The 26,644-nt window shown below is 63.3% G+C and carries 23 protein-coding genes; 18 read left to right on the top strand and 5 right to left on the bottom strand.

The window, feature by feature from the left end:
- Positions 1-107: 107 nt before the first annotated feature.
- The 7 genes from recR (at position 108) to NKJ89_RS08410 (ending at position 7,890) form a co-directional block, all read left to right on the top strand.
- On the top strand, positions 108-713 hold the full coding sequence (gene recR / locus NKJ89_RS08440; RefSeq protein ID WP_027039603.1) for a recombination mediator RecR: 606 nt from the start codon (positions 108-110) through the stop codon (positions 711-713).
- Between the two features lie 194 nt (positions 714-907).
- Entirely contained in the window at positions 908-2,185 is a 1,278-nt protein-coding gene (locus NKJ89_RS08435) for a lytic murein transglycosylase (protein WP_352601497.1), read from the top strand.
- A gap of 261 nt (positions 2,186-2,446) precedes the next feature.
- Positions 2,447-4,087 (top strand): ABC transporter substrate-binding protein, encoded by a 1,641-nt coding sequence (locus NKJ89_RS08430; RefSeq protein WP_023758149.1) that lies wholly within the window; start codon positions 2,447-2,449, stop codon positions 4,085-4,087.
- Between the two features lie 15 nt (positions 4,088-4,102).
- Positions 4,103-5,164, top strand: a complete 1,062-nt coding sequence (locus tag NKJ89_RS08425) for an ABC transporter permease (protein WP_352601495.1) — start codon at positions 4,103-4,105, stop codon at positions 5,162-5,164.
- 196 nt (positions 5,165-5,360) lie between these two features.
- A complete protein-coding gene (gene nikC / locus NKJ89_RS08420; protein WP_352601493.1) occupies positions 5,361-6,287 on the top strand; it encodes a nickel transporter permease in 927 nt (308 codons plus the stop codon).
- The gene (locus NKJ89_RS08415; RefSeq protein ID WP_352601492.1) at positions 6,284-7,147 is read left to right on the top strand and encodes an ABC transporter ATP-binding protein; all 864 of its coding nucleotides are present in this window, start codon (positions 6,284-6,286) and stop codon (positions 7,145-7,147) included. Before nikC ends, NKJ89_RS08415 begins: the two co-directional genes overlap by 4 nt.
- Positions 7,144-7,890 (top strand): ABC transporter ATP-binding protein, encoded by a 747-nt coding sequence (locus NKJ89_RS08410; protein WP_352601491.1) that lies wholly within the window; start codon positions 7,144-7,146, stop codon positions 7,888-7,890. Before NKJ89_RS08415 ends, NKJ89_RS08410 begins: the two co-directional genes overlap by 4 nt.
- Positions 7,891-8,103: 213 nt before the next feature.
- Here the strand turns inward: NKJ89_RS08410 and NKJ89_RS08405 are convergent, their stop codons facing one another.
- From NKJ89_RS08405 to NKJ89_RS08395, 3 genes are read right to left on the bottom strand one after another with little or no spacing between them, the layout of a single operon-like run.
- Positions 8,104-11,196 carry an efflux RND transporter permease subunit gene (locus NKJ89_RS08405; protein WP_352601489.1) on the bottom strand — a complete coding sequence of 1,031 codons (3,093 nt, stop codon included), beginning with the start codon at positions 11,194-11,196 and terminating at the stop codon, positions 8,104-8,106.
- On the bottom strand, positions 11,193-12,266 hold the full coding sequence (locus NKJ89_RS08400) for an efflux RND transporter periplasmic adaptor subunit (protein WP_352601487.1): 1,074 nt from the start codon (positions 12,264-12,266) through the stop codon (positions 11,193-11,195). Before NKJ89_RS08400 ends, NKJ89_RS08405 begins: the two co-directional genes overlap by 4 nt.
- Positions 12,263-13,405 (bottom strand): efflux RND transporter periplasmic adaptor subunit, encoded by a 1,143-nt coding sequence (locus NKJ89_RS08395; protein ID WP_352601485.1) that lies wholly within the window; start codon positions 13,403-13,405, stop codon positions 12,263-12,265. The genes NKJ89_RS08400 and NKJ89_RS08395 overlap by 4 nt, the downstream gene beginning before the upstream one ends.
- A gap of 237 nt (positions 13,406-13,642) precedes the next feature.
- On the opposite strand from NKJ89_RS08395, the gene NKJ89_RS08390 reads away from it, so the two are divergent.
- Positions 13,643-14,920 (top strand): 4-aminobutyrate--2-oxoglutarate transaminase, encoded by a 1,278-nt coding sequence (locus tag NKJ89_RS08390; RefSeq protein ID WP_352601483.1) that lies wholly within the window; start codon positions 13,643-13,645, stop codon positions 14,918-14,920.
- A 135-nt stretch (positions 14,921-15,055) separates the two neighbouring features.
- Here the strand turns inward: NKJ89_RS08390 and NKJ89_RS08385 are convergent, their stop codons facing one another.
- Positions 15,056-15,310, bottom strand: coding sequence for a ribbon-helix-helix domain-containing protein (locus NKJ89_RS08385; RefSeq protein ID WP_352601481.1), 255 nt, complete (start codon positions 15,308-15,310; stop codon positions 15,056-15,058).
- A 12-nt stretch (positions 15,311-15,322) separates the two neighbouring features.
- Positions 15,323-16,576, bottom strand: a complete 1,254-nt coding sequence (locus NKJ89_RS08380; RefSeq protein ID WP_352601479.1) for an NAD(P)/FAD-dependent oxidoreductase — start codon at positions 16,574-16,576, stop codon at positions 15,323-15,325.
- Positions 16,577-17,009: 433 nt separating this feature from the next.
- Here NKJ89_RS08380 and NKJ89_RS08375 point away from each other — a divergent pair, with 433 nt between their 5' ends.
- The 10 genes from NKJ89_RS08375 (at position 17,010) to miaB (ending at position 26,561) form a co-directional block, all read left to right on the top strand.
- Positions 17,010-18,299, top strand: coding sequence for an imelysin family protein (locus tag NKJ89_RS08375; RefSeq protein WP_352601477.1), 1,290 nt, complete (start codon positions 17,010-17,012; stop codon positions 18,297-18,299).
- Positions 18,300-18,410: 111 nt separating this feature from the next.
- A complete protein-coding gene (locus NKJ89_RS08370; protein ID WP_352601475.1) occupies positions 18,411-18,722 on the top strand; it encodes a (2Fe-2S)-binding protein in 312 nt (103 codons plus the stop codon).
- Positions 18,688-19,173 carry a bacterioferritin gene (gene bfr / locus NKJ89_RS08365; RefSeq protein ID WP_352601473.1) on the top strand — a complete coding sequence of 162 codons (486 nt, stop codon included), beginning with the start codon at positions 18,688-18,690 and terminating at the stop codon, positions 19,171-19,173. The genes NKJ89_RS08370 and bfr overlap by 35 nt, the downstream gene beginning before the upstream one ends.
- Positions 19,174-19,185: 12 nt before the next feature.
- On the top strand, positions 19,186-20,787 hold the full coding sequence (locus NKJ89_RS08360) for a di-heme oxidoreductase family protein (protein ID WP_352601471.1): 1,602 nt from the start codon (positions 19,186-19,188) through the stop codon (positions 20,785-20,787).
- Positions 20,787-21,866, top strand: a complete 1,080-nt coding sequence (locus NKJ89_RS08355; RefSeq protein ID WP_352601469.1) for an imelysin family protein — start codon at positions 20,787-20,789, stop codon at positions 21,864-21,866. The genes NKJ89_RS08360 and NKJ89_RS08355 overlap by 1 nt, the downstream gene beginning before the upstream one ends.
- A gap of 1 nt (position 21,867) precedes the next feature.
- Positions 21,868-22,974: a DUF1513 domain-containing protein gene (locus NKJ89_RS08350; protein ID WP_352601467.1), complete on the top strand. Its 1,107-nt coding sequence runs from the start codon at positions 21,868-21,870 to the stop codon at positions 22,972-22,974.
- Between the two features lie 108 nt (positions 22,975-23,082).
- Positions 23,083-23,760 (top strand): tRNA (adenosine(37)-N6)-threonylcarbamoyltransferase complex dimerization subunit type 1 TsaB, encoded by a 678-nt coding sequence (tsaB, locus tag NKJ89_RS08345; RefSeq protein ID WP_352601465.1) that lies wholly within the window; start codon positions 23,083-23,085, stop codon positions 23,758-23,760.
- On the top strand, positions 23,760-24,254 hold the full coding sequence (gene rimI / locus NKJ89_RS08340) for a ribosomal protein S18-alanine N-acetyltransferase (protein ID WP_023758130.1): 495 nt from the start codon (positions 23,760-23,762) through the stop codon (positions 24,252-24,254). The genes tsaB and rimI overlap by 1 nt, the downstream gene beginning before the upstream one ends.
- Before the next feature lie 20 nt (positions 24,255-24,274).
- A complete protein-coding gene (gene olsA, locus NKJ89_RS08335) occupies positions 24,275-25,075 on the top strand; it encodes a lyso-ornithine lipid O-acyltransferase (RefSeq protein WP_023758129.1) in 801 nt (266 codons plus the stop codon).
- A 127-nt stretch (positions 25,076-25,202) separates the two neighbouring features.
- Positions 25,203-26,561 carry a tRNA (N6-isopentenyl adenosine(37)-C2)-methylthiotransferase MiaB gene (gene miaB, locus NKJ89_RS08330; protein WP_502904114.1) on the top strand — a complete coding sequence of 453 codons (1,359 nt, stop codon included), beginning with the start codon at positions 25,203-25,205 and terminating at the stop codon, positions 26,559-26,561.
- Positions 26,562-26,644: the final 83 nt, after the last annotated feature.

The raw sequence follows: 26,644 nt of genomic DNA, 5'->3' as shown, positions 1-26,644 counted from the left end.
GTTCACCGTTTCGCGGAAACGGTGAACCGCTCCAGCTTTTCGTTTTGACGCAACTCCGGACGGAAAACCGCTTCGCACTTTTCCTGGAATTGCTCTAGATCAGAGCGATGTCGAAGCGAATCGCCGGTCCCGAGATCGAACGCCTGATCCAGCTCCTGGCCAAGGTGCCGGGGCTGGGACCCCGTTCGGCCAGGCGTGCGGCACTCCACCTGATCAAGAAGAAGGAGCAACTGCTGTCGCCGCTCGCCGCCGCCATGGCCGAGGCGGCAGACAAGGTGCGCATCTGCTCGACCTGCGGCAATGTCGATACATCCGACCCTTGCATGATCTGCACCGATCCGCGCCGTGACGCCGGCACCATCATCGTCGTCGAGGACGTCTCCGACCTGTGGGCGCTGGAGCGCGCGGCGGCGATGAACGTGCGCTATCACGTGCTCGGCGGAACGCTGTCGCCGCTCGACGGCATCGGGCCCGACCAGCTCAACATGCGCTCGCTGGTCGACCGTGTCGCCGGTGGCGAGGTCAAGGAGATCATCCTCGCCGTCAACGCGACGGTCGAGGGCCAGACCACCGCGCATTACCTCACCGACCAGCTGTCCGGCTTCGACATCAAGGTGACGCGGCTGGCACATGGCGTGCCGGTCGGCGGCGAACTCGACTATCTCGACGAAGGCACGCTGGCCGCGGCACTGCGCTCGCGGACGGCGTTTTGACGAAGTTGCGGGAGAGGGTGCGGATCATGATCGTTGCGCGTCCTTCGAGGCTGGTGCCAAACACCCCCCTCTGTCCTGCCGGACATCTCCCCCTCAAGGGGGGAGATTGGCTGTCACACTTGTTTTCGCGAATTTTCAAAGGGGCTAGTTTGGCGCCGAGATCGAAGCAGCCGATCTCCCCCCTTGAGGGGGAGATGTCCGGCAGGACAGAGGGGGGCGCCGCAGAACGCAACCTTCGCAATGTAGTCTCTGCATTTCTTCTGGCCGCGCTAACCAGTCTCCTCCTTTCTGTCCCCGCCTCCGCTGCAACGATCAACGACCAGTTTCGCGCCTGGCTGCAGGACGACCTGTGGCCGCAGGCCAAGGCGAAAGGCATTTCCAGGCACACCTTCGATGCCGCCTTCGACGGCATCAATCCCAATCTGAAGCTGCCCGATTTGGTCAAACCGGGCGAGAAGGCGACCACGCCGCAGAAACAGCTCCAGGCCGAATTCGGCTCGCCCGGCGCCTATTTCGCCGAGAAGACGGTTCTTGCGGTAACCGCAGGCGGACGTGCGCGTGAAGCCACCAATGCCAGGACGCTTGCGGCCATCGAGAAGCGCTACGGCGTGCCGGGAGAAGTGCTTTTGGCGATCTGGGGCCGCGAGACCGGCTTCGGTGCGGCGAAAATGCCTTATGACGCCTTCGAGGTGCTTGGCACCAAGGCGTTCATGTCGACCAAGAAGGACTTTTTCCGCACCGAGCTCCTGGCGGCACTCGAAATCGTCGAGCGCGGGCTGGCCCCGGTCGGCGCGATGAAATCGTCATGGGCCGGGGCGCTCGGCCAGCCGCAATTCATGCCGACCTCTTTCCTGAAGCATGCCGTCGATTTCGATGGCGACGGCCGCGTCGACATCTGGAACTCGACGCCGGATGTACTGGCTTCGATTGCCAATTATCTCGTCCATTATGGTTGGGTGAAGGGCCGCGGCTGGGGCTTCGAGGTGACTGTGCCGGATCAGGTTTCCTGCGCGCTGGAAGGCCCGGACCAGGGCAAGAAGATTGCCGAGTGGGCGGCAATGGGCATTAAGCGCGTTGGCGGCAAACCGTTTCCGACGAGCGAGCTTAAATCCGAGGGTTTCCTGCTGATGCCGGCCGGGCGCAGCGGCCCGGCCTTTATCGCCACGCCCAATTTCTACGTGCTGAAGGAATACAACACCAGCGACCTCTACGCGCTGTTCATCGGTCATGGCGCCGATCGCATAGCCCATGGCGACTCGAATTTCGCAGGCAGCTGGGGCGCGGTTGGCGGGCTCCACCGTTCCGACATCGCCGCCCTGCAGCGCGCGCTGCAAGCCAAGGGCTATGATGTCGGCAGCGTCGACGGACTGCCCGGCTTCAAGACCCGCCGTTCGATCGGCACGTGGCAGGCCAAGAACGGTCGCGCCGTAAGCTGCTTCCCCGATGCCGAGTTGGTGACAGCGCTGAAGTAGCCCTGAATTAGCAGATTTTTCTCATTTGGCAGCCTCTCTTAGCCGCCAAATGCATCGACTTCCAACAGCTCCTTCTGGTCCAATGTATCGTCTTACAAAACCCCGTTGCCGAGTTGGGGGCCGCCGGATTAGGGTGTTGACCAACTGGACAAAAAACACGACGGTAGCGGGTCAGAGGCCGTCTTCCGGCCCCGAAAGAATTTTCTGCATCCCTGAGCCGGGAACTCAGGTCGCCAAACAACAAAACAGGGAACAATCACGATGATGATGGAAAAGTTTGCTCTCCGCTCCCGCATCTTGCTCGCGGGTGCGGCCATGTCCGCGCTGCTTCTGGCCGGCGCGCCTGCCGGTGCGGTCACGCCCGCCGACACGCTGGTCGAAGGTTTCGCGATCGACGACATCATCACCATGGATCCGAACGAGGCATTCGAGCTATCTACTGCCGAGGTCACCGGCAACACCTATGATCTGCTGGTCCGTCTCGACCTCAACGACACCTCCAAGGTCAAGGGCGACCTCGCCGAAAGCTGGACCGTCTCCGACGATGGCCTGACCTACACGTTCAAACTGAAGCCCGGTCTCAAATTTGCTTCTGGCAATCCGATCACGGCGGCAGACGTTGCCTATTCATTCGAGCGTGCCATCAAGCTCGACAAGAGCCCGGCCTTCATCATCGGACAGTTCGGCATCAGCGGCGACAACGTCACCGAAAAGGCCAAGGCGGTCGACGACAGCACTTTCCAGTTCACCGTCGACAAGGCCTATGCGCCGAGCTTCGTGCTGAACTGCCTGTCGGCAACGGTCGCCTCGGTCGTCGATGCCAAGCTGGTCAAGGAACATGTCGTCACCGCGGCACCCACCGCCGACTACAAATGGGACAATGATTTCGGCAATGCCTGGCTGAAGACCGGCTATGCCGGCTCCGGCGTCTTCAAGCTGCGCGAATGGCGCGCCAACGAGGCTGTCGTTCTCGAGCGCAACGACAATTACTACGGCGAAAAGGCCAAACTAGCCCGCGTCATTTATCGCAACATGAAGGAAAGCTCGGCCCAGCGCCTGGCGCTCGAAGCCGGCGACATCGACGTCGCCCGTAATCTCGAGCCGAACGACCTCGACGCAATCGCCAAGAACGCCGACCTCACCACCACCAGCGCGCCGAAGGGCACGGTCTTCTATATCAGCCTCAACCAGAAGAACGCGAAACTCGCCAAGCCCGAGGTTCGCCAAGCATTCAAATATCTGGTCGACTATGATGCCTTGAGCTCGACCATTCTCAAGGGCATCGGTGAGATCCACCAGACCTTCCTGCCCAAGGGCGTGCTCGGCGAGCTCGACGAGAATCCGTTCAAGCTCGACGTCGCCAAGGCCAAGGAATTGCTCGCCAAGGCAGGTCTGGCCGACGGTTTCAGCGTAACCATGGACGTTCGCACCGGCCAGCCGACGACGGGCATGGCGGAATCGATCCAGCAGACGCTTGGCCAGGCCGGTATCAAGCTGGAGATCATTCCCGGCGACGGCAAGCAGACGCTGACCAAATATCGCGCCCGCAATCACGACATCTATATCGGCCAGTGGGGTCAGGACTATTTCGATCCGAACTCCAATGCCCAGACCTTTGCCTCGAACCCGGACAATTCGGATGCCGGCAAGTCCCACACGCTTGCCTGGCGGAACTCCTGGGACATTCCGGACCTGACCAAGGAAACGGAAGCGGCTTTGCTCGAGAAGGACGCCGGCAAACGCGCCGACATGTACAAGGATCTCCAGAAGAAGATCCTCGACACCAGTCCTTTCGTCGTCATCCACCAGCAGCTGGAAGTGGCCGGCCTGCGCAAGAACCTCAAGGGCTTCGCACTCGGCCCGAGCTTCGACAGCAACTTCGTCGGGCCGGTCTCGAAATAACGCCGCGGGCGCCGCATGAGCGCGGTTGAAAATGGGAGCGGGCGCGGCAGCGCCCGCGCCGTCGCCATTGCATCATCGCTCGGCCGCTTCCTGGTCATCGCGATCACGACCTATCTTGGTCTGCTCGCGGTGACCTTCTTCATCGGTCGTGTCATCCCGATCGACCCGGTGCTGGCGGTGCTCGGCGACCGGGCGCCGGCCAATGTCGTCGAGCGCACGCGCCGCGAGATGGGCCTCGACCTGCCGTTGATCGAGCAGTTCTATATCTATGTGAAAAATGCCCTGAACGGCAATTTCGGCGTCTCAGTGCTGACCACGAACCCCGTCATGACCGACATTCGCCGAGCGCTTCCGGCGACCACGGAGCTGGCGACGCTGGGAACGTTGATCGGTGCGCTGTTCGGCGTGCCGCTTGGTGTGCTGGCCGCGGTCAGGCGCGGCAGTCTCATCGACCAGATCGTGCGCATCATCGGCCTGATCGGCTATTCCGTGCCGATTTTCTGGCTCGGACTGCTGGCGCTGGTTTTGTTCTACGCCAAGCTGCAATGGGTGGCCTTCCCGGCGAGGCTCGACGTCGTCTATGAGTACACCTTCACGCCGATCACCGGTTTCTACCTGCTGGATTCCCTGTGGCAGCGGCAGTGGGATGTCTTCCACGATGCCTTCCGCCACATCATCCTGCCGGCTTCGCTGCTCGGCTATTTCTCGCTCGCCTATATCAGCCGCATGACGCGCTCGTTCATGCTCAACGAGCTGTCGCAGGAATACATCGTCGCGGCGCGCGCCAAGGGCCTGTCGGAGACCCGCATCATTTGGGGCCACGCATTACGCAACGCGGCCGTGCCGATGGTGACGGTGATTGCACTGTCCTATGCCGGCCTGCTTGAAGGTTCGGTGCTGACCGAGACTGTCTTTTCGTGGCCAGGCATCGGTCTCTACATCACCAATTCGCTACAGAATGCCGACATGAATGCCGTGCTCGGCGGCACCATCGTCATCGGCTCGGTGTTCATCGCCATCAATCTGCTCTCCGACCTGCTCTACCGCGTGCTCGATCCGAGGACGAAGGTAAGATGAGCAGAGGCATCCCACTTTCGGGCTCAGTTGCGCCCGATCACCCCCACTCCGGCCCTTCGGGCCACCTCTCCCCCTGCCCGGGGGAGAGGAAAAGCCGGGCGCACGCCTGGCGCCTTTCCTCTCCCCCGTCGAGCGGGGGAGAGGTGGTCTGCGAAGCAGACCGGAGTGGGGGTCGACAGCTCCAAGAGGCATCGTCATGACCGCCTCCGACGCCCGCCCTCTCTCTCGTCGTGACTGGCTGCTCAGCGAGCGGCCGGCCTCGCGCATGCAGGCAAGACTCGGCCGCGCCTACGTGGCGTGGCGGCGCTTTTCCGCCAACCGGCTGGCGTTTCTCGGCCTGCTCATCATCATCGCCTTGCTGGTCGTTGCCGCCTTTGCCGGCGTGCTGGCGCCGTATTCGCCGACATTTGGCGACCTGAAAAACGCGCGTCTGCTGGCTCCGAGCGCCGAGCACTGGTTCGGCACCGACGACCTCGGCCGCGACATCCTTTCGCGCATCCTCTACGGCTCGCGCTGGACGCTTTATGTGGTCATCCTGGTTGCGATTATCGCCGCACCGATCGGCCTGCTGGTCGGCACTGTCGCCGGCTATGCCGGCGGCTGGACCGATGCCATCCTGATGCGCATCACCGATATTTTCCTCGCCTTCCCCAAGCTGATCCTGGCGCTGGCCTTTGTCGCAGCCCTTGGGCCAGGCATCGAGAACGCTGTGCTTGCCATCGCCATCACCTCCTGGCCGCCTTACGCACGCATCGCGCGCGCCGAGACGCTGACTGTGCGCAATTCCGATTACATCAAGGCGGTGCAGCTGATGGGTGCCTCGCCCTTCCGCATCGTGCTGCGTCACATCATGCCGCTCTGCATCTCCTCTCTGATCATCCGGGTGACGCTCGACATGGCCGGCATAATCCTGACCGCCGCCGGCCTCGGTTTCCTCGGTCTTGGCGCGCAGCCGCCGCTGCCGGAATGGGGCACGATGATCGCTTCGGGGCGTCGCTTCGTGCTCGATCAATGGTGGGTGGCCGGCGCGCCAGGCTTCGCCATCCTCATCGTCAGCCTCGGCTTCAACCTGCTCGGTGACGGCCTGCGCGACGCGCTCGATCCGCGGAGCGGCGACCAATGAGCCACGATCCCAACCAGCAGCGATCAACGAGCGCGCTGCTCGATGTCGAGGATCTCCGCGTCACCTTCCCGACCCGCACCGGGCTGATCGAAGCGGTTCGCGGCGTCTCCTTTTCGCTCGGCCGCGAGCGGCTCGGCATCGTCGGCGAGTCCGGCTCGGGCAAATCGCAGACCGGCCGCGCCATCATGGGCCTGACGCCGCCGCAGGCGCGGATATCGGCCAACAAGCTTTCCTTCGACGGCATCGACCTGCTCAGCGTCTCGCCACGCGAACGCCGGTCACTGCGGGGAAAGCGCATCGCCATGATCCTGCAGGATCCGAAATATTCGCTCGATCCGGTTATGAGCATCGGCCGCCAGATCGTCGAGACGCTGCGCACCCATGAAAAGGTCGGCAAAGCCGAGGCGCGCGATCGCGCACTGGCAATGCTGGAGGCGGTGCAGATCCGCGATCCGGCCCGCGTCTTCGACCTGCATCCGCATGAAGTGTCCGGCGGCATGGGCCAGCGCGCCATGATCGCCATGATGCTGATCGCCGGGCCGGAAATGATGATAGCCGACGAGCCGACCTCGGCGCTCGACGTCACCGTGCAGCTCGACGTACTCGGCATCCTTGATCGGCTGGTCAGCGAGCGCGGCATGGGGCTGATCTTCATCTCGCACGATCTGCGCCTGGTCTCATCCTTCTGCGACCGCGTCATCGTCATGTATGCAGGCAAGGTGGTCGAGCAGCTCAAGGCCTCCGAACTCGGCCATGCCCAGCATCCCTACACGCGCGGCCTGCTCAACTGCATGCCCAAGATAGGTGCCGACCGTCACCCGTTGCCGGTGCTCGACCGCAAGCCGGAGTGGGCGGCATGACGTCAGCGATTGCCGTCGACAGGCTGGAAGTGATCTTCGACCGTTTCCGCGCACTGAAAGGTGTGAGCCTCGACGTGCAGCCGGGCGAATCCTTCGGCCTGGTAGGCGAATCCGGTTCCGGCAAATCGACGCTGCTGCGGGCCATCGCCGGTCTGGCGCCGGTCGCTTCGGGCAGCATCGCCGTCAACGGCAAGACGCTCGGCGCGCGCCGCGACAAAGCCTTTTATCGCGAAGTCCAGATGGTCTTCCAGGATCCCTACGGCTCGCTGCATCCGCGCCAGACCGTCGACCGGCTGCTGCAGGAGCCGCTTGCCATCCATGGCTTTGCCGACGGCGAAAAGCGCATCCAGCGGGCGCTCGACGAGGTTGGCCTGGGAAACGGCTTTCGCTTCCGCTACTCCCATCAATTGTCGGGCGGCCAGCGCCAGCGCGTGGCGATTGCCCGAGCGCTCATTCTCGAACCGTCGATCCTGCTACTCGACGAACCGACCTCGGCGCTCGACGCCTCGGTGCAGGCGGAAGTGCTCAACCTTCTGGAAGAAGTCCGCCGGCGGCGCAAGCTGACATTCCTGATGGTCAGCCACGACCTCGCCATCATCACCCATATGTGCGAGCGGCTGATGGTGATGCAAAGCGGCGAGGCGGTTGAGAATCTGGCGGCGGCAGACCTCGTCGAGCGCCGCGTGACCAAGGATTACACGCGCAATCTGCTCAGGGCCAGCGACGGATTTGTGCGGGCGTAGCCGAATCTCTACGTCGAGTCTGTGGCGCCCCCCTCTGGCCTGCCGGCCATCTCCCCCTCAAGGGGGGAGATTACTCGCACAACCGCTTTCGCCAATTACAAACAGCGCAAGGTTGGCGAGGTGACCGAAACTGCCAATCTCCCCCCTTGAGGGGGAGATGCCCGGCAGGGCAGAGGGGGGCGCCACAGACTCGACGTCAATCGCAACTTGTCCTTAGGCTGGGCCGCCTTCCGCAATCGCGTCACTTGCACTTTCTGGCCACTGCTTCGGCTCCTTGATCCTGAACCAGGCCACATAGAGCGCCGGCAGGAACAGCAGCGTGATCGCCGTGCCGGCAATGATGCCGCCCATCATGGCGAACGCCATCGGTGCCCAGAACACCTCGCGTGCGATCGGAATCAGCGCCAGGCTGGCGGCCGCCGCCGTCAGCGCGATCGGCCGCATGCGGTGTTCAGTTGCCTCGATCACGGCCGCCCAGCGGTCCTTGCCCTCGGCGACGAGGTCCTCGATCTGCACGATCAGGATGACGGAGTTGCGGATCAGAATGCCGATCAACGCCAGCACGCCGAGGATGGCGACGAAGCCGAGCGGAGCGCCGCTTGGCAACAGCGCAGCAACCACGCCGATCAACCCAAGCGGTGCGACGGCCACCACCAGGAACAGCCGCTGGAAGCTTTGCAGCTGGATCATCAGGATCGTCGCCATGATGAACAGCATCAGCGGCACGACTGCCGCGATCGGCCCCTGGCTGTTGGCGCTTTCCTCGACCGAGCCGGCGGTGGCGATGGCGTAGCCGACCGGCAGCTTGCCGATGAAGGCATCGACCGAGGGTTTCAACTCGTTGACCACCGTCGCCGGCAGCGCATCGCCCACGAGCCCGGCGCCCACGGTGATCGTCGGCACGCGGCTGCGTCGCCAGACTGTCGGCTGCTCCAACTCGTAGTGGAAGTTGGCGACGGCGGCCAGCGGGATGGATTCGCCGGCACCGGTCGGCAATTGCATGTTGCGCAGCGTCTCGATCGAGCCGCGCTCGGCATCGCGTGAGCGGACCACGACGTTGATGAGGTACGTGGCGTCGCGCACCTGGGTTATGGTGACGCCGCCGACGATGCTGTTCAGCGCATTGGAGATGTCCGACGAGGTGACGCCAAGCTGGCGCGCCTTGTCCTGCAGCACGTCCACTTTCAGCACCCGCGACGGTTCGTTCCAGTCGAAGATCGGCGCGCCAAGCTTGGGATTGGCCGAGATGACGCCTGCCAGTTGTTGCGACAGCGTCCTCACCGTCTGGATGTCGGGGCCGCTGACGCGGTATTGCACCGGCCGGCCGACGGGCGGACCGAGTTCGAGCGTCTTGACGAAGGCGTCGGTGCCGATGAAGTCGTCGCGCAGCATTTTTTCTATTGCCGCCTTTACCCTGTCACGCGCCTCGACGTTCTTGGTGACGATGACGGTCTGGCCGAAATAGGGATTGGCCGGCTGCACGTCATAGGCAAGCACGAAGCGTACCGCGCCCTGGCCGATATAGGAGCTCCAGTGATCGATGTCGGGATTGCCGGCAAGGGCTGCCTTCTCGAAGCGCTCCATCTGGTCGCGCGTCTCGGCGATCGATGAATTCTGCGGCAGGTTCCAATCGACGATAAGTTCCGGCCGGTCGGAGGACGGGAAGAACTGCTGCTGGACAAAGCCCATGCCGACGACCGAGGCGGCGAACAACAGCACCGTCGCGATGATCGTCAGCCAGTGGCGGCGCACCGACCCAACCAGCACGCTGCGGAACAGCGAGGTGAAACGGCCGGGCTTGTCGTGGTGCTTCTGCTTCATCACCGCAGGCAGGATGGTGATGCCGAGTAGCGGCGCAAACAGCACCGCGACGATCCAGGACACCAGAAGCGAAACGGCAATGACGACGAACAGCGTGTAGGTGTATTCGCCAGCCGCGCTGTTGTTGAGACCGATCGGAATGAAGCCGGTTACCGTCACCAGCGTTCCGGTCAGCATCGGGAACGCGGTCGAGGTGTAGACATAGGTCGCCGCCTTGCGCAGATTGTCGCCGGCCTCCAGCCTCGCCACCATCATCTCCACGGCTATCATGGCGTCGTCGACCAGCAGGCCGAGTGCGATGATCAGCGCGCCCAGCGAAATGCGCTGCAGCGAGATGCCGAGATAGTCCATGAACAGGAAGGTGATGGCGAGCACCAGCGGGATCGACAGCGCCACGACGAAGCCGGCGCGCATGCCGAGGCTGATGAACGAGACGGCAAGCACGATGGCGACAGCCTCGAACAGCGCGCGGGTGAAGCCCGAGACCGCTTCCTCAACAATGACAGGCTGGTCTGCGACCAGATGTACGCCGACGCCAACCGGAAGGTCGGCGACGATCTTGTCCATCTCGACCTTCAGCGCCTTGCCGAATTCGAGCAGGTTGGCGTTGGGCTTCATGCCGATGGCGAGCCCGATTGCATCCTCGCCGTTGAAACGGAACAATGCCGTCGGCGGATCGGCGTAGCCGCGGGTGATGGTGGCGACATCGCTCAGCCGAAAGAAACGGTCGTTGACGCGCAAATTGATGGCGCGCAGGCTTTCCTCCGAAGTGAACTGGCCCGAGACGCGCACGCTGACGCGTTCGGGGCCGGTCTCGATGACACCGGAAGGCGCAATCGCGTTCTGCGCCTGTAGGCTAGCGACGATCGCCTGCTGGTTCAGGCCAAGGGCTGCGATCTGACGGGTCGAAAATTCGAGATAGATCGCCTCGTCCTGGGCGCCGATCAGGTCGACCTTGCCGGCATTGGGCACGGCGAGGATTCGAGTGCGCGCCTGCTCGACATAGTCGCGCAGCTGGCGCGATGTCAGCCCGTCCGCCGTGAAGGCGTAGATATTGCCGTAGACGTCGCCAAAACTGTCGTTGAAGAACGGACCTTGCACGCCCTGCGGAAACTGGGCGCCGATGTCGTTGATCATGTTGCGGATGCGCACCCAGGTCGGCGATACGTCACGTGCCTTGGTCGACGGCTTGAGATTGACGAAGACGACGGTCTTGCCGGCCGTGGTGACGGATTTGCTGTAGTCGAGGCTGTCGAGTTCCTCCAGTTTCTTCTCGATGCGGTCGGTTACTTGCCGGACTGTCTCGTTGACCGAGGCGCCCGGCCAGTTGGCCTGGATCAGCATGGTCTTGATGGTGAAGGCCGGGTCTTCCTCGCGGCCGAGATTGAGATAGGCCGAGACGCCGGCGACGACGAACACCAGCATGAAATACCAGACCAGCGAACGATGGCTGAGCGCCCAGTCGGAGAGGTTGAAGCCCTTCACTTGGCGGCTCCGTCGGGGATCTTGACCGTCTCGCCCGGAGTCAGGCTGTGCACGCCTGCGGTGACGACGCGTGCACCCGCGTTAAGTCCGCCGGTGACGACAAAGCTGCCGCCGCGTTTGGCGCCGATCTGGATATCGTGCAAGGCGATCTTCGATTGCGCATCGACGATCCACACTTGCTGCTTGCCGTCCTTTTCGAGCAGTGCCGACAGCGGCAGCTCGATCGTCGGCTCGATCGGCATCACCCGTGTCGCCGTGACCGTCGAGCCGAGCCGGAACGCGGTCGGCGCATTGAGCAGCGTCAGGCGCACGCGGCGGGTGCGGGTCGAACTATCGGCCTGCGGCGCGATCTCGCGCAGCTTGGCTTCCGTGCGAATCGAGGGCAGAGACTGCAGGATGACATCGAAGCCGGTTCCGTCAGCCAGGTCGCCGGTCAGCTGGTCGGGAATATCGACGACGGCTTCGCGCACGTCCGAGCGCGCCACCGTCACTACGGTCTGGCCGGCCGATACTGTCTGCCCGACTTCGGCGCCGGTGGCGGTGACGACGCCATCGAAATCCGAAAACAGCCTGGCATAGCCGAGTTGTTCCTGAGACTTAGCCAGCGCCGCCCTGGCGCGCTCGACATTGGCCTGCGCGGCTTGCCGCGCCTGCTGGGCTGCCTCATAGGTGGCCTGCGAGGTGTTCCTGTCTGCCAGCAATGCGCGCTGGCGCTCCTCGCTGGCGTAAGCATTGGTGAATTCCGCCTGTGCGTTGGAGAGGCCAGCCTTGGCTGCCTGAACGGCCAATTCCAGCGCCGTCGGATCGAGCGTGGCGATCGTCGTACCCTTGGTGACGAGGTCGCCGATATCGACGTCGCGGGTGACGACACGGCCAAGCAGGCGGAAGGCCAGGTTGGCACTGAATTCCGGCTCGACGACGCCGGCGAAGCCAAGCGTCTGGCTGGTGCGCGGCTCGACCACCACCGAAAGCACCGGCCGGATGATCTCGGGCGCCTTTTCCGGCTCGGCCGAACAGGCGCCGACAACAACCAGCGCCGACAGGGCGATCATGCGCGCAGGCCGGTTCATTGCGTTGCCCCTCCGGCGATCTCGACCGTCTGGCCCGGGCTTAGCAATTGTCCACCGGCAGTGATGACGTGCTGGCCGGGCTCCAGCCCCTTGTCGACGACGATGACGCCGGAACCATAAGCGAGAATATCGACCGGCGCGACGGTAACCTTCCTGGAAGCAGGGTCGACGAGCCAGACCGCAGGCTGACCGTTGCTGGAGGTCAGCGCCTGCCAGGGCAGGATCACGGCTTTCACCGGCTGGGCGCTGACCGTGCCGGTGACGGCGGCGCCGAGCGGCATGGCGGCAGGGGTCTCGGGAATGGCGACCTTGACCCGAACCGAGGCCGAGGCGGCGTCGACCGCTGGAGAAATCTCTCGCACCTTGCCTGTCGCCTTCACCGACGGATCCGACACCAGCGTGATCGACACCGGCGGTGGTGCCATCGAGCTGCCGGCAACCAGCGTTTCATGAACGTTGAAGACGGCGTCGCGGTCGCCGTCCTCGGCGATGGTGAAGACTGTTTGTGCCCCTTGCACCACCTGGCCGGCCTCGACCGAGCGTGCCGTGACGACACCCGGCGCGCCGGCCCGCAGCTCGGTGAAGGTGAAGCTCTCCCGGGCATTGTCCAACGCGCTCTGCGCCTGCTGGACGCTGCCTTGTGCAACGCTCTGCACCTGTGCTGCCTGATCATAGTCGCGGCGCGTGGTGAAACCCTGAGCAAGCAGCGTCTTTTGGCGCTCGAAGGCGGCGGATGCCTGCGTCAATTGTGCCTGTGCTGCGTCGAGATCGGCCTGCGCCGAGCGTAGGTCCGATTCCTGCTCCTGTGGATCGATGCGGGCCAGCAACGTGCCCTTGTCGACATGCTGGCCGATTTCCACCAGCCGCTCTGCGACGCGGCCGCCGACCCGGAAGGCGAGGTTGTTCAGCGTGCGCGCGGCGATGACCCCGGTCAGCGACGTCGTCGGGGCATAGAAGGAGATTTTGACTTCGGCGGTGCGCACCATGGTCGGCAGCTTGCGTTCGGCCGCCTCCTGTTTCTGGCAACCCGCAAGCAGCAGGCTGGCCATCGTGCAGGCGATAAGGATAGGGGCATTTCGAAACGGCAAAGGGCTGGATGGCGACAGTGGCAAGGCGGGAGATGTCACGTTCCGGCTCATGGCTTCTCTCGCCTGTGTGGGACGCTCCCGCCGCGGAGCCTCGCGGTTTCAGAAGATAATCGATCCCTTGGAAAAGGGAACCTCCTTCGGACGCGTACCGGCCGACTGGTTCTGGCCGCGCCGGGCGACAGGCCCAATCGCCTGTTGACGGTGCCAACTTGAGGAAAACGTGAAATAAGGTCAGAAGACGTGTCAGCGACATCAAACAAGAACGGGCGCCGGCCCGATGAGGGCAGCATGAAGAATTCAGCCATTTCCGAACGCAAGAACCAGTCGATCTCGCGCGGCGTCGGCATGACCACGCAGATCTATGCCGACCGGGCTGAGAATTCGGAGATCTGGGATGTCGAGGGCCGTCGCTACATCGACTTCTCGTCGGGCATCGCCGTCGTCAACACCGGTCACCGCCACCCCAAGGTGATCGCGGCGGTCAAGGCGCAGCTCGACCGCTTCACCCACACCTGCCATCAGGTGGTACCCTATGAAAGCTATGTGCGGCTGGCCGAACGGCTGAACGGCATGCTGCCCGGCAAGTTCGAGAAGAAGACGATCTTCGTCACCACCGGCGCCGAGGCGGTCGAGAACGCGATCAAGATCGCCCGCAACGCCACCGGCCGCCAGGCGGTCATCGCCTTTGCCGGCGGCTTCCATGGCCGCACCTTCATGGGTATGGCGCTGACCGGCAAGGTCGTGCCCTACAAGGTCGGCTTCGGCGCCATGCCGGGCGACGTCTATCACGCGCCGTTCCCGGTGCCGCTGCATGGCGTATCGGTCGCCGATTCGCTGGCTGCCCTCGACCGCCTGTTCAAGGCCGATGTCGACCCGGCCCGCGTCGCCGCCATCATCATCGAGCCGGTCCAGGGCGAGGGTGGCTTCTACGAGGCGCCGCGCGAGTTCCTGACGGCTCTGCGCAAGCTTTGCGACCAGCACGGCATGCTTCTGATCGCCGACGAGGTGCAGACCGGCTTTGCCCGTACCGGCAAGATGTTCGCGATGGATCACCACGAGGTGGCGGCCGACATCACCACCATGGCCAAGAGCCTGGCTGGCGGCTTCCCGCTGGCCGCGGTCACCGGCCGCGCCGAAATCATGGATGCACCCGGCCCCGGCGGGCTCGGCGGTACCTATGGCGGCAGCCCTATCGGTGTGGCCGCGGCGCTCGCCGTGCTCGATGTGATCGATGAGGAAAAGCTGTGCGACCGCGCCAACACGCTGGGTGCAAGACTGAAGCAGCGGCTGCAGTCGATCCGCGACGACGTGCCCGAGATCGTCGACATAAGAGGCCTCGGCTTCATGAACGCGGTCGAGTTCAACGACGTCAAGAAGGGCCTGCCGTCGGCCGAGATAGCCAATGCGATCAGGCTGAAGGCGCTCGACAAGGGCCTGATCCTGCTGACCTGCGGCGTCTACGGCAACGTCATCCGCTTCCTGGCGCCGATCACCATCCAGGACGGCGTCATGAACGAGGCGCTCGACATTCTGGAAAGCTCGATCCGCGAAGTCTGCGCCGCCTGATCGGCGGCGCCCATAGCTCTTGACGGCCTACGCGACCGGGTGAGCGTGCCGTCAAGAGCTTGGATTCTGTAACAAGGCTGGAATGTTCATCTTGGCGCGCAGGACCCGAAGATCATTGGATAGCGCTCGATTAGATTATTGGCCCTGCGTTCGTTTTCGCAGCGCGGCAAAATAGTCATCATCAGCGGGAGCGCCCGGCGACGATGATGCACCTTCGAGCAGCAAACCGCACAGAAGTTGACGATCCTGATCGTGGCGGATCAATTCACGTACATACTCGCTGCTCGTGCCATAGCCGCGATCCGTCACTTGCTGATCGACAAAATGCTTTAAACTGTCGGGAAGTGGATCTTGATGACGCTCATTCAGGCATTTTGTTGCGTATGGCAATAATTGGCAACCCTACGCACTGGCCTTGGCTGGCTCCATGATCTGAAACGCGGCCAGTGCCGCCTTTAACCCTTCGAAACCCATGGCCACCGTCTCCGGCGTCGGCGAGAAGCCGGCGCCGAGCATCTTGCGGCCAAGCATGTGGTCGCCGGGACGGTTCACCGATTCGATGCCGAGCAGCCGGTCTCCAGCATAATGGTAGATCGAGAATTTGTTATCGGGCAGATCACCCAGCACGACATGGCTGTCGCTGCCTGCGGTCAGCCCAACCATCTGCAATTTCATATCGCCGATGTCGGACCAGAACCACGGCACCGCTGAATAGGCATCGGCATGGCCGGTAATGGTGCGTGCGGCAAGCCGCGCCTGGTCGGTGGCGTTCTGCACCGATTCCAGCCGCACGTCGCCGCCGGTGAACCAGTGCCGGTATGAGGCGGCGTCGCCGATGGCCAGGATTTCAGGTGATGAAGTGCGCATCTGGTGATCGACGCGGATGCCGTTGGCGATGCTGAGGCCTGCGGCCTGTGCCAGTTCGACATTCGGCACGGCGCCGATGCCGACGATGACCATGCGCGCCGGCAGCCTTTCACCGCTGGACGTGATCGCGGCTGCGATATGGCCGTTTTCGCCTTCGAGCCTTGCAATCGAGGTGCCGGTGAGGATGCGCACGCTTGTCGCTTCCAGACGCTGCCGGACGTGGCTCGCCACGACCGGCGCCACGGCGCGGCCGAGCAGCCGGTCGACCGCCTCGACCACGGTCACCGTGCGGCCGGCTGCCCGCAACGTCGCGGCGATCTCCAGCCCGATGAAGCCGCCACCGAGGATGACGACCTCGTCGCTCTGGGCGCTGAGTTTCCGGATCAGACGCGCATCGGCCAGCGAGCGCAGCGACAGCACGCCCGACAGGTCCGAACCGGGCAGCGGCAAGGTGCGCGGGCGCGAGCCGGTCGCCAGGATCAGATGGTCGAAGGCAAGTGCGCCGCCGCCTGATATCTCCAGGCTACGGCGTCCGGCATCGATGCGATCGATCCTGATGCCCGGCCGGAAGTCGATGGCGCTGCCGGTGTAGAAGGCCTCGCCGCGCAACGGTTGCGGTCTGGCCTCGGCATCCTTGATGAAGGTCTTTGACAGTGGAGGTTTATGGTAGGGCAGCTCGTTCTCGTCGCCGACCAGGATCACCGGCCCGTCAAAGCCGTCGTCGCGCAGACTGGCGGCCGCTTGCACGCCCGCATGACCCGCGCCGACAATGACCACACCGTTCTTCATTGCATTCCAATCCTGCCGGCATCCTAGGATGTCTCGCCATGTGGCGATTGTCTGGCGCCGCCGCAAGCGAGGCTGTGCGGGTCGCACTCGGGATGGCGGCTGTCAATCGTACAGTTCAGCGGCAAGACCGGTGCAGGCCGCGCATTAAGTTGACAGTTGCAGTTTAGAATAATTCTAAACTATTGTTTCAATTGATTTTTCTTGCCGATCTCCATTGACATCCGACGATGTCGCAGCTTTATGGAAGCTCGCGTGTCAGCGCATCCCTTTAATGTCTGGGCCTTGAACCCTTTCGATTGGAGGCATTTTGGTGTCTTTCTTCCACGAACCGCGCGATGGCGCGGCATCTCTTGCGCCCGATGGCTTGCAGATGGCCTGGTGCCAGTTGCCGCGCGCGCCGTTTACAAAAATTCCGAGAAACTGGAGAGCGATTATGACAGCACGATATGGCGGCAGGCTTGCCGCAATCGGCGCCACGGTCCTACTGACGGCGGCGGTGTTCGTGCTGCCCGCAAAGGCCGAAACCGATGCGAAGGCGGTCATCAAGACCTATTCCGACATCGCCTTGGCCAAATATGAGGATTCGCTGACGACCGCGCAGTCGCTCGACAAGGCAGTCGACGCGCTTCTCGCCAATCCCTCGGCGGAAACCCTCAATGCAGCCCGCGACGCCTGGAGGGCATCGCGGGTTCCCTACCAGCAGACCGAGGTCTATCGCTTCGGCAACAAGATCGTCGACGACTGGGAAGGAGAGGTGAACTCCTGGCCGCTGGACGAAGGGCTGATCGATTATGTCGCCAAGAGCTATGGCACCGAATCGGATGCGAATGCGCTCTATACGGCCGATGTGATCGCCAACAAGGAGATCGAGATCAACGGCAAGAAAGTCGACGCTTCGAGCCTTTCGCCGGAATTCCTCTCCGGCACATTGCAGGAAGCCGGCGGCGTGGAGGCAAACGTCGCCACCGGCTATCATGCCATCGAATTCCTGCTCTGGGGTCAGGACCTGCATGGCACCGGCCCGGGTGCCGGCGAGCGCCCCTATTCCGACTACGACCTCAAGAACTGCACCGGCGGCAATTGCGACCGTCGCGCCCAGTACCTGAAATCGGCGACTGACCTTCTGGTCGCCGACCTGCAGAAGATGGTCAACGACTGGAAGGAAGACGGTGCCGCGCGCAAGGCCCTCATCGACGGTGACCCGAACACCGCCATCTCGATCATCTTCACCGGCATGGGCTCGCTGTCCTACGGCGAACTGGCCGGCGAGCGCATGAAGCTCGGCCTGCTGCTGCACGATCCGGAAGAGGAGCATGACTGCTTCTCCGACAACACCTATAACTCGCATCTCTATGATGCCATCGGCATTCGCGCCGCCTATCATGCCAGCTATACCAGGCTCGACGGCACCGTCGTTTCGGGCCCCTCGGTGGCCGATCTGGTGAAAGCAGCCGATCCGGCGATCGACAAGGAACTGTCGGACAAGCTCGACGTGACGGTCGCCAAGATGGAGGCGATCAAGGCGCGGGCGCTGGTTGGCGAGGCCTATGACCAGCAGATCGCCGAGGGCAATACGCAAGGCAATGCGACCGTGCAGGCGGCAATCGACGCGTTGATCGACCAGACGAAGTCGATCGAACGCGCCGTTGGCTCCCTGAAACTCAGCACCATCGCCTTCGAAGGGTCCGACAGTCTCGACGCACCCGACAAGGTGTTCAAGTAAGTCAAAAGGTTGGAGCCTGATCCGGAGCCGGGCAATCGGTGTCGGAACGGGCTTCGATAGGAAATCAAGCCACACGGCGCGGGAGGCGCCGTCAGCCATCCGAGCAAACCAATGCTGATCTGCCATTGCAACATCATCACCGAGAGGGAAATCGAGCAGACGATCATCGCGCTGCTGGATCAGGACCCCTGGCAACTGATCGTGCCGGCAAAGGTCTATCACGCCATGCAAAAGCGCGGGCGCTGTTGCGGCTGCTTCCCAAATGTGGTGGAAACGATCATTCGGGTCACCGAAAATTACCACGCCCGCTCCGACGCGAGCGGCGTCGATATCGTTTCACACCTGGATCGCGTCAGAAGCCTGCGCGTCCAATACGGGAGCAGAAATCATGAAAGGCGACCCGCAGGTCATCGAGCGGCTTAACGAGGCTCTTTTTCTGGAGCTGGGGGCCGTCAATCAGTACTGGGTGCATTTCCGTCTGCTGGAAGACTGGGGATACGCCAAGCTGGCAAAGAAGGAGCGGGCGGAATCGATCGAGGAGATGCACCATGCCGACAAGCTCGTGGCCCGCATCATCTTCCTTGAAGGCCATCCGAACCTGCAGTCCGTGGCGCCGCTGCGTATCGGACAGAATGTCAAGGAAGTGCTCGAATCCGATCTTGCCGGCGAATATGACGCGCGTACCGCGTACAAGCGCTCGCGCGAGATCTGCAACGAAGCGGGCGACTATGTGACGATGAAGCTGTTCGAGGAATTGCTGGCCGACGAGGAGGGTCACATCGACTTCCTCGAGACGCAGCTCGACCTGCTTGCCTCGATCGGCGAGGAAAAATACGGCCAGCTCAACGCTGCATCGGCGCACGAGGCCGATTAAGGACATGCCGGAATGCGGCGCCTGTTAGAATTCATGCGCCGCGTGCGGCGGGCCGACGGCTCGCTGCTCCTTCGGAAGACGCCGGCCAGATTGGCGCGTCGGCGCTGTATCGTCTTCGCAATCGCGCTTTCCTCTTCTGCGATGGCCGGTGATCTTCAACCTGCCGGCCTCGCCACCACGCGCACCGACCTCAATCCGAAGGATCAGGCGCGCGTCACCGCCATCACCAGGCCGACCGCTGATTTTTCCGGGCCTGAGCAGTTCGAGCTGATGCAAGGCGGCGCCGGCACGTCCAGGAAGGACGTCAGCCGCGATTCCTTCTCGCAATCCTCGGCCAACATCACCTTCGAGGAAGAGGGCGACTTCAAGCTCGGCAATGCCCTGTTTCGCAAGAATTGGGTGTCGTCGCCATCCTCGACGCAGGCGTCGGATGGGCTCGGCCCGCTGTTCAACGAACGCGCCTGCCAGAACTGCCATCTGAAGGACGGCCGCGGCCGTCCCCCGCAAGGCGATGCCGGCACGACTTCGATGTTCCTGCGGCTGGCGCGCGATGCCAGTACGGCCGAAGAGAAAGCAGCGCTTGTCGACCACAAGGTGCTGAACTTCCCCGATCCGGTCTATGGCGCGCAATTGCAGGAACTGGCGGTGCCCGGCCTGCGCGGCGAGGGCCGCATGCATGTCGACTATCAGGAGCGTATGGTAGAACTGGCAGACGGTGCCGTGATTTCCTTGCGCAAACCTAGCTATTCGGTGGTCGATCCTGCCTATGGACCTCTCGATCCGCGCACCACGCTGTCGCCGCGCCTGACGCCGCCGATGATCGGCCTTGGCCTGATCGAAGAGATTGCACCAGCGGATATTCTTGCCAACGCCGATCCACTCGACCGCAACGGTGACGGCATTTCCGGCAGGCCGAACATCGTGCGGGACAGCCCAAGCGGCGAATTGACGCTTGGCCGTTTCGGCTGGAAGGCGCAGGCCGCATCGATCCGCCGGCAGGCGGCGGACGCTTTCGCCGGCGACATCGGCATCTCGACGCCGGAAGTGCCAAAACACTGGGGCGACTGCACCGCCACGCAAGCCAAATGCTTCGCCATGCCGAGCGGCGTAGAGCAGCGTCTCGGCCCGGTCGAGGCGCCGCCGCCGGTGATGGATCTGGTCACCTTCTATTCGCAGAACCTGGCCGTGCCGGCGCGCCGCGACCTCGACCAACCAGATGTGCTCACCGGCAAGAAGGTCTTCTATGAGATCGGCTGCATTGCCTGCCACACGCCGAAATTCGTCACCCGTCGCGGCACGCCCAACAAGGCGCAGGCCTTCCAGTTGATCTGGCCTTATTCCGACTTCCTGCTGCACGACATGGGACTCGATCTGGCCGACGGCCAGGCCGTGGGCGATGCGACGGGCAATGAGTGGCGCACGCCGCCGCTGTGGGGCATCGGCCTGACCGAGACGGTCAACGGCAATTCCTTCTTCCTGCATGACGGGCGCGCCCGCAGCCTGACCGAGGCGATCCTGTGGCACGGCGGCGAGGCGCAGAAGGCGCGCAGCCGCTTTGCCGCCGCCGACGCCGCCGACCGCGATGCGCTGCTCAAATTCCTGGGGTCACTGTGATGCTCAAGCGCTCTGCATTGTTACTCGTTCTTCCGCTGGCTCTGCTCGGCGCAGTCCCGGTGTCTGCGGCGGTCAAAGCCTCCGAAATCATCCAGGGGGCGATCGACGGCTTTGTCCGCCCAGCCTATGCCGGCCTGCACGAGCATGCGGAATCCCTGACGAAAGCGATGCACAAGCTCTGCGAAGCGCCCTCGCAAGAGGAGCTCGATGCCGCGCGCTCGGAATTTTCCGCCACCGTCTATGCCTGGTCGTCGGCCGAAATCATCGGCTTCGGACCGATCAAGGACAACAACCGGCTGGAACGCATGCTGTTCTGGCCGGATCGCAAAGGCATCGGCCTGAAGCAGGTGCAGGCTGTGTTGGCGAACAAGGATTCGACCGCCACCGATCCGGCACTGCTGGCCGGCAAGAGCGTCGCCATGCAGGGGCTGGGCGCGCTCGAATTCGTGCTTTATGGCGACGGCGCCGATGCACTGACGGGCAGGGACGATCCTTATCGTTGTGCCTATGGCGCGGCGATTGCCGGCAACATCGAAACCATGACCGGCGACGTCAACGATGCCTGGAACAAGTCCAACGGATTTGCTGCCCTTTGGGCCAATCCGGGGCCACAGAACCCGCTCTACCGCGACGGCAACGAAGCGGTGACCGAACTGGTCGGCGTCTTCATCAATGAACTGGAAATGGTTCGCGATGTGCGCCTGAAAGGGTTTTTCGGCGGCAAGCCGGACGCGGACAAGCCGAAACAGGCGATCTACTGGCGCTCTCAGAACACCGCCAATTCGCTAGCCGGCAATCTGTCCGGTATAGACGCGCTGTTCCAGGCGTCGAAGCTTGGCGACGCACTGCCGGCCGATGCGCGCTGGATGGCGGAATCGATCCATATCCAGCTGATCAATGGTATCGCTACCGCGAAGTCCATCCAGGGTCCGGTCGACAAGGCGCTTGCCGATCCGGCACTGCGTGACAAGCTCGACCATTTCGCGCTGATCACCTCCAGCCTGTCGACCCTGATCGGCACCAGGCTGACCGCCGAATTCGGCCTGACCGCCGGCTTCTCGTCGCTGGATGGGGACTGAATTGAAAACCCCGCTGTTAGACCGCCGCGATTTCCTGAGGGCTGCAGGCGTTGGCTTCATCGCGGCAATGGCGCCCGCGGCCTGGGCGAAGACGCTCGCGGCGGACGCCGTCTTCGCCACCGCCTTCGTCAAGCGTGATGGCAGCTATGGCGTCGCTGTCCTATCCGAGGCTGGCAATATCCTGCACGCGATCGACCTGCCCGATCGTGGCCATGACGTCACCTTCGATCCGGTGTCGAAGCGTTCGGTGGTCTTCGCGCGCCAGCCCGGCATGTTCGCCGTTGTGTTCGATCATTCGGGCCGTGATGCGCCGTTGACCATCGCCAGCATCGCGGGCCGGCACTTCTTCGGCCACGGCGTGTTCTCGCCCGACGGGGCGCTGCTCTACGCCACCGAAAACGACTTCGACAACGCCGCCGGCGTGGTCGGTGTCTACGATGCGCGGTCCAAATTCAGCCGCGTCGGTGAATTCCCGACTTACGGCATGGGTCCACATGAGCTTCTGCTGCTGGGCGACGGCAGGACGATCGCTGTTGCCAATGGCGGCATCGAAACCCATCCGGATTACGGCCGCGCCGAGCTCAACATCGCCACCATGAAGCCGTCCTATGTGCTCATCGACCGCCTCACCGGCGATCTCATCGAGAAGCATGAACTCCCGGAGGCACTGCACCAGTTGTCGATCCGCCACATGGACACAGATCGATCCGGCACCGTCTGGTTCGGCTGCCAGTACAGGGGGCCGGGCACCGATCGTCCGCTGCTGGTCGGCCGCGCGGCGCGCGGCAAAGACTTGCAGCTGCTCGACATGCCGCAGGACGTGCTGTCCGGCTTCCGCAACTATATCGGGTCGGTCGCCGCCAATCCGGCCGCCGGCACCGTCGCCGTCTCCTCGCCGGAAGGCAACTCGCTTGTGGTGATCGATTCGGCCAGCGGGCGGGTCGTCTCGGTCACCGCGCTGGTCGAGGTCTGCGGCGCGGCCCTCGACGGAACCGGATTCATGGCTACCACTGGCGCCGGCGAGATCATCGATGGCAGCGGTGCGACACGCTCCGAACCTGACTATGTCTGGGACAACCACCTGCTGCGCATCGAACAGGCTGTCTAGATACTTCCTGCCGGGCCGAAGCGAAGCCGCTTAACGAATTATGCACTATCCACTTGCGGTGGCGAGCCGTGGCAGGCACAGGGAACTCTCTTTCGAACCGGTCGCTTCATGAAACTGCTTGCCATCGACTGTGCCGCCAACCTCTGCGCCGCTTGCGTCTACGACGAGGCGGCGAAGCAAGAGCTTGGCCGTTCGGTGCTCGACCTCGGCAAAGGGCATGCCGAGCACCTGATGGCGGTCATTGCCGAAGCCCTGAAGGCAAGTGCGACCGACTATGCCGGTCTTGGCGCCATTGCCGTCTCCGTCGGCCCGGGTTCTTTCACCGGTCTGCGCGTCGGCGTCTCGACCGCGCGTGGCCTGGCGCTGGCGCTCAAGATTCCGGCGATCGGGGTGACGACGCTCGAGGCGCTGGCTGCTGAGGCGGCAGCGGCATTTCCCGATCGCGCCGTACTGGCGGCGCTCGATGCTGGTCGCGAGGAAATCCATGCCGCCCTTTATGATGAAATGTCGGTTTTGACTTACGGTCCGGCTGTCGCCACATTGGCCGAGGTGGTCGCGATGGCGACGGAGCGTTCTTTGGTGCTTGCCGGTACAGCGGCGGCGCTGATTGCCGCGTCGGCCGGTCGCGCGTTCGATATCGGGCCTCAGACGGCCACCGCCGATATTGTCACATACGCCCGTCTGGCTGCCGCCAAGGGTCCCGGCGAAAGGCCAAAACCGCTTTATTTGCGCGGCGCCGACGCCAAGCCGCAGGCCGGGTTCATTCTTTCAAGGCAAGAAAATTGATGCGCATACCTTTTCTCCAACCACGCCGCCGGGACTATGCGCTCGAGCCGCTGAAGATCGCCGACAGCCCGGCGGTCTCCTTGTTGCATCGCGAGGACTTTGTCCGCCCGTGGACCGATGGTGAATTCGCTGCCTTGCTCGAACAGGACACCGTATTCGGCTATGCCGCGCGTGAAACCGGACAGGGCGCCAAGCCTCCGGTCGGCTTCGTGCTGGCCAGGCTGGCGGCCGGCGAAGGCGAGATCCTGACCGTCGCGGTCGCTCGATCCCACCGCCGGCAGGGGCTCGGTTGGCAGTTGATGGATGCGGTGCTGCGCGAACTTCACGCGCAGCGCGCCGAAGCGCTGTTCCTCGAGGTCGACGAGACCAATGTCGCGGCGATCGCGCTCTATCGGCGGCTGGGCTTCCGCGAGGTCGGCAAGCGACCGAACTACTACAAGTCGCCGGAACATGGACCGACCGGCGCGCTTGTTATGCGCCGCGATCTTCGCTAGCCGGAGGCCGGGGTAGGGCGATGATCAAGAAAATCAGGATTTTCCTGGCGCTGGGCCTTGTTGTCGCCGGTTCATTGGTCCTCGTGCCGCTGCAGATCCTGTCGATGAAGACCGGCTGGTGGCCGGAAACCTTCATCCTCAAGATCTGGCACAGGCTGATCATCAGGGCGCTTGGCATGCGTATCCACGTCAAGGGAACGCTATCGACCAAGCGTCCTTTGCTGGTGGTATCCAATCACATCTCGTGGACCGACATCATGGTGCTCGGCTCCATGGCCGACGTGAAGTTCATCGCGAGAGCTGATATGGAAGGCTGGCCGCTGATCGGCATGCTGTCGAAACTGCAACGCACCGTGTTCATCGAGCGCGAGCGCAAGCGGTCCTCGGGCGACCAGGCCAGCGAGATCGCCAGCCGCATGGGCAAGGGCGATGCCATGGTGCTGTTTGCCGAGGGCTCGACTGGCGACGGCAACATCGTCCTGCCGTTCAAGAGCACGCTGTTTGGCGCCGCCTCTATGGCGATTTCGGAAGGCGCGACGGAGCAGGTCTACATCCAGCCGGTGGCTATCGCCTATACGCGCCTGCATGGCGTGCCGCTCGGTCGCCGCCACCGCCCGCTTGCCGCCTGGATCGGTGATGAAGACCTAATGCCGCATCTCAAGGTGCTGCTGGCAGAGGGCGCCCTCGACGTCGAGGTGCATTTCGGCGAGCCGATCGCTTTTTCCAAGGGTTCGAACCGCAAGGAAACGTCGAAACTGATGGAAAGCCGGGTGCGCGAGATGATGCAGGCAGCGCTTGCCGATCCGCGCCCGAGCCGCTAGCCCCGGGCATGCAAACTGCAGGCGCATGCCGAGAATCGTCTGTTTTTTGTCACGGAAAGGCGTTAGAAGCCGCCTTATGGACTTGAACACGATAGAGCGCGACGACGTCGACGCCGCGGCCGAAGCGATGGCCGCGCCGGCGGCAACCGCCAGGAAGGTCTTCGTCAAGACCTATGGCTGCCAGATGAACGTCTATGATTCACAGCGCATGACCGATGCGCTGGCCGCCGACGGCTATTCCACGACCGATGCCATCGGCGAGGCTGATCTGGTGCTGCTCAACACCTGCCATATCAGGGAAAAAGCGGCGGAAAAAGTCTATTCCGAGCTCGGCCGAATCCGCGATATGAAGGCCGAACGTGCCTTGGTCGGCCGCGAGTTGCTGGTCGGCGTCGCCGGCTGCGTGGCGCAGGCCGAAGGCGCCGAGATCATTCGCCGCTCGCCGGCCGTCGATCTGGTCATCGGCCCGCAGACCTATCACCGGCTGCCTGACGTGCTGGCGCGGGTGCGCGGCGGCGAAAAGATCGTCGAGACCGACTACGCCATCGAGGACAAATTCGAGCATCTGCCGCAGCCGAAGCGCGCCGAGGTCATCAAGCGCGGCGTCACCGCCTTCCTCACCGTGCAGGAAGGCTGCGACAAATTCTGCACCTTTTGCGTCGTGCCCTACACCAGAGGCTCGGAAGTCTCGCGTCCGGTGGCGCAGATCGTCGCGGAGGCCGAGCGCCTGGCGGAAGCCGGCGTGCGCGAGGTGACGCTGCTTGGCCAGAACGTCAATGCCTGGCATGGCCGGGGCGAAAACGGCGAGGAATGGGGCCTTGGCCGCCTGCTGTTCAGGCTGGCCGAAATCCCGGGCCTGGCGCGGCTGCGCTACACCACCAGTCACCCACGTGACATGGACGACGAACTCATCGCCGCTCACCGCGATCTGCCGGCATTGATGCCTTATCTGCATCTGCCGGTGCAATCAGGTTCCGATCGCATCCTCAAGGCGATGAACCGCCGGCACACGGCCAAGGATTATCTGGCGCTGCTCGACCGCATCCGCACTGCCCGGCCCGACATAGCGCTTTCCGGCGATTTCATTGTCGGCTTCCCCGGTGAGACCGAAGCGGATTTCGAGGCGACCATGGAACTGGTGCGGCAGGTGAATTACGCCTCGGCCTTCTCGTTCAAATATTCGCCGCGTCCCGGCACGCCGGGCGCTGAAATGCCCGATCATGTTCCGGAGACGGTTAAGGATGAGCGCCTGCAGCGGCTACAAGCTCTGCTTCTGAAACAGCAGCAGGACTTCGGCACAAGCCTGGTCGGCAGCATCATCGACACGCTGATCGAGAAGCCCGGCCGACAGGCCGGCCAGAAGGTCGGCCGCTCACCGTGGCTGCAGCCGGTTATTGTTGATGAAAAGGCCGGCGAAATCGGTGACATTATCCAGGTGCGAATCACGAAGACGGGCTACAACAGCCTGTTCGCCGAATTGGCCTGAGGGTCTCGGCAGATGAGGAGAGACGGTTGAGCGCTGCGGAAGTGAAGAATCTACCCCAGGCCACGGCATCCGGGGCTTCTGAT

Source organism: Mesorhizobium sp. M0047 (assembly GCF_040323315.1).
Classification (GTDB): domain Bacteria; phylum Pseudomonadota; class Alphaproteobacteria; order Rhizobiales; family Rhizobiaceae; genus Mesorhizobium.
This window is presented reverse-complemented; position numbering and strand designations above follow the sequence as displayed.

Bases quoted from the DNA above. Each gene is read 5' to 3' on its own strand.
- recR (WP_027039603.1), top strand. From the start codon at position 108: ATGTCGAAGCGAATCGCCGGTCCCGAGATCGAACGCCTGATCCAGCTC.
- NKJ89_RS08435 (WP_352601497.1), top strand. From the start codon at position 908: ATGTCCGGCAGGACAGAGGGGGGCGCCGCAGAACGCAACCTTCGCAAT.
- NKJ89_RS08430 (WP_023758149.1), top strand. From the start codon at position 2,447: ATGATGATGGAAAAGTTTGCTCTCCGCTCCCGCATCTTGCTCGCGGGT.
- NKJ89_RS08425 (WP_352601495.1), top strand. From the start codon at position 4,103: ATGAGCGCGGTTGAAAATGGGAGCGGGCGCGGCAGCGCCCGCGCCGTC.
- nikC (WP_352601493.1), top strand. From the start codon at position 5,361: ATGACCGCCTCCGACGCCCGCCCTCTCTCTCGTCGTGACTGGCTGCTC.
- NKJ89_RS08415 (WP_352601492.1), top strand. From the start codon at position 6,284: ATGAGCCACGATCCCAACCAGCAGCGATCAACGAGCGCGCTGCTCGAT.
- NKJ89_RS08410 (WP_352601491.1), top strand. From the start codon at position 7,144: ATGACGTCAGCGATTGCCGTCGACAGGCTGGAAGTGATCTTCGACCGT.
- NKJ89_RS08400 (WP_352601487.1), bottom strand. From the start codon at position 12,266: ATGAACCGGCCTGCGCGCATGATCGCCCTGTCGGCGCTGGTTGTTGTC.
- NKJ89_RS08395 (WP_352601485.1), bottom strand. From the start codon at position 13,405: ATGAGCCGGAACGTGACATCTCCCGCCTTGCCACTGTCGCCATCCAGC.
- NKJ89_RS08390 (WP_352601483.1), top strand. From the start codon at position 13,643: ATGAAGAATTCAGCCATTTCCGAACGCAAGAACCAGTCGATCTCGCGC.
- NKJ89_RS08380 (WP_352601479.1), bottom strand. From the start codon at position 16,576: ATGAAGAACGGTGTGGTCATTGTCGGCGCGGGTCATGCGGGCGTGCAA.
- NKJ89_RS08375 (WP_352601477.1), top strand. From the start codon at position 17,010: ATGACAGCACGATATGGCGGCAGGCTTGCCGCAATCGGCGCCACGGTC.
- NKJ89_RS08370 (WP_352601475.1), top strand. From the start codon at position 18,411: ATGCTGATCTGCCATTGCAACATCATCACCGAGAGGGAAATCGAGCAG.
- bfr (WP_352601473.1), top strand. From the start codon at position 18,688: ATGAAAGGCGACCCGCAGGTCATCGAGCGGCTTAACGAGGCTCTTTTT.
- NKJ89_RS08360 (WP_352601471.1), top strand. From the start codon at position 19,186: ATGCGGCGCCTGTTAGAATTCATGCGCCGCGTGCGGCGGGCCGACGGC.
- NKJ89_RS08355 (WP_352601469.1), top strand. From the start codon at position 20,787: ATGCTCAAGCGCTCTGCATTGTTACTCGTTCTTCCGCTGGCTCTGCTC.
- tsaB (WP_352601465.1), top strand. From the start codon at position 23,083: ATGAAACTGCTTGCCATCGACTGTGCCGCCAACCTCTGCGCCGCTTGC.
- rimI (WP_023758130.1), top strand. From the start codon at position 23,760: ATGCGCATACCTTTTCTCCAACCACGCCGCCGGGACTATGCGCTCGAG.
- olsA (WP_023758129.1), top strand. From the start codon at position 24,275: ATGATCAAGAAAATCAGGATTTTCCTGGCGCTGGGCCTTGTTGTCGCC.
- miaB (WP_502904114.1), top strand. From the start codon at position 25,203: ATGGCCGCGCCGGCGGCAACCGCCAGGAAGGTCTTCGTCAAGACCTAT.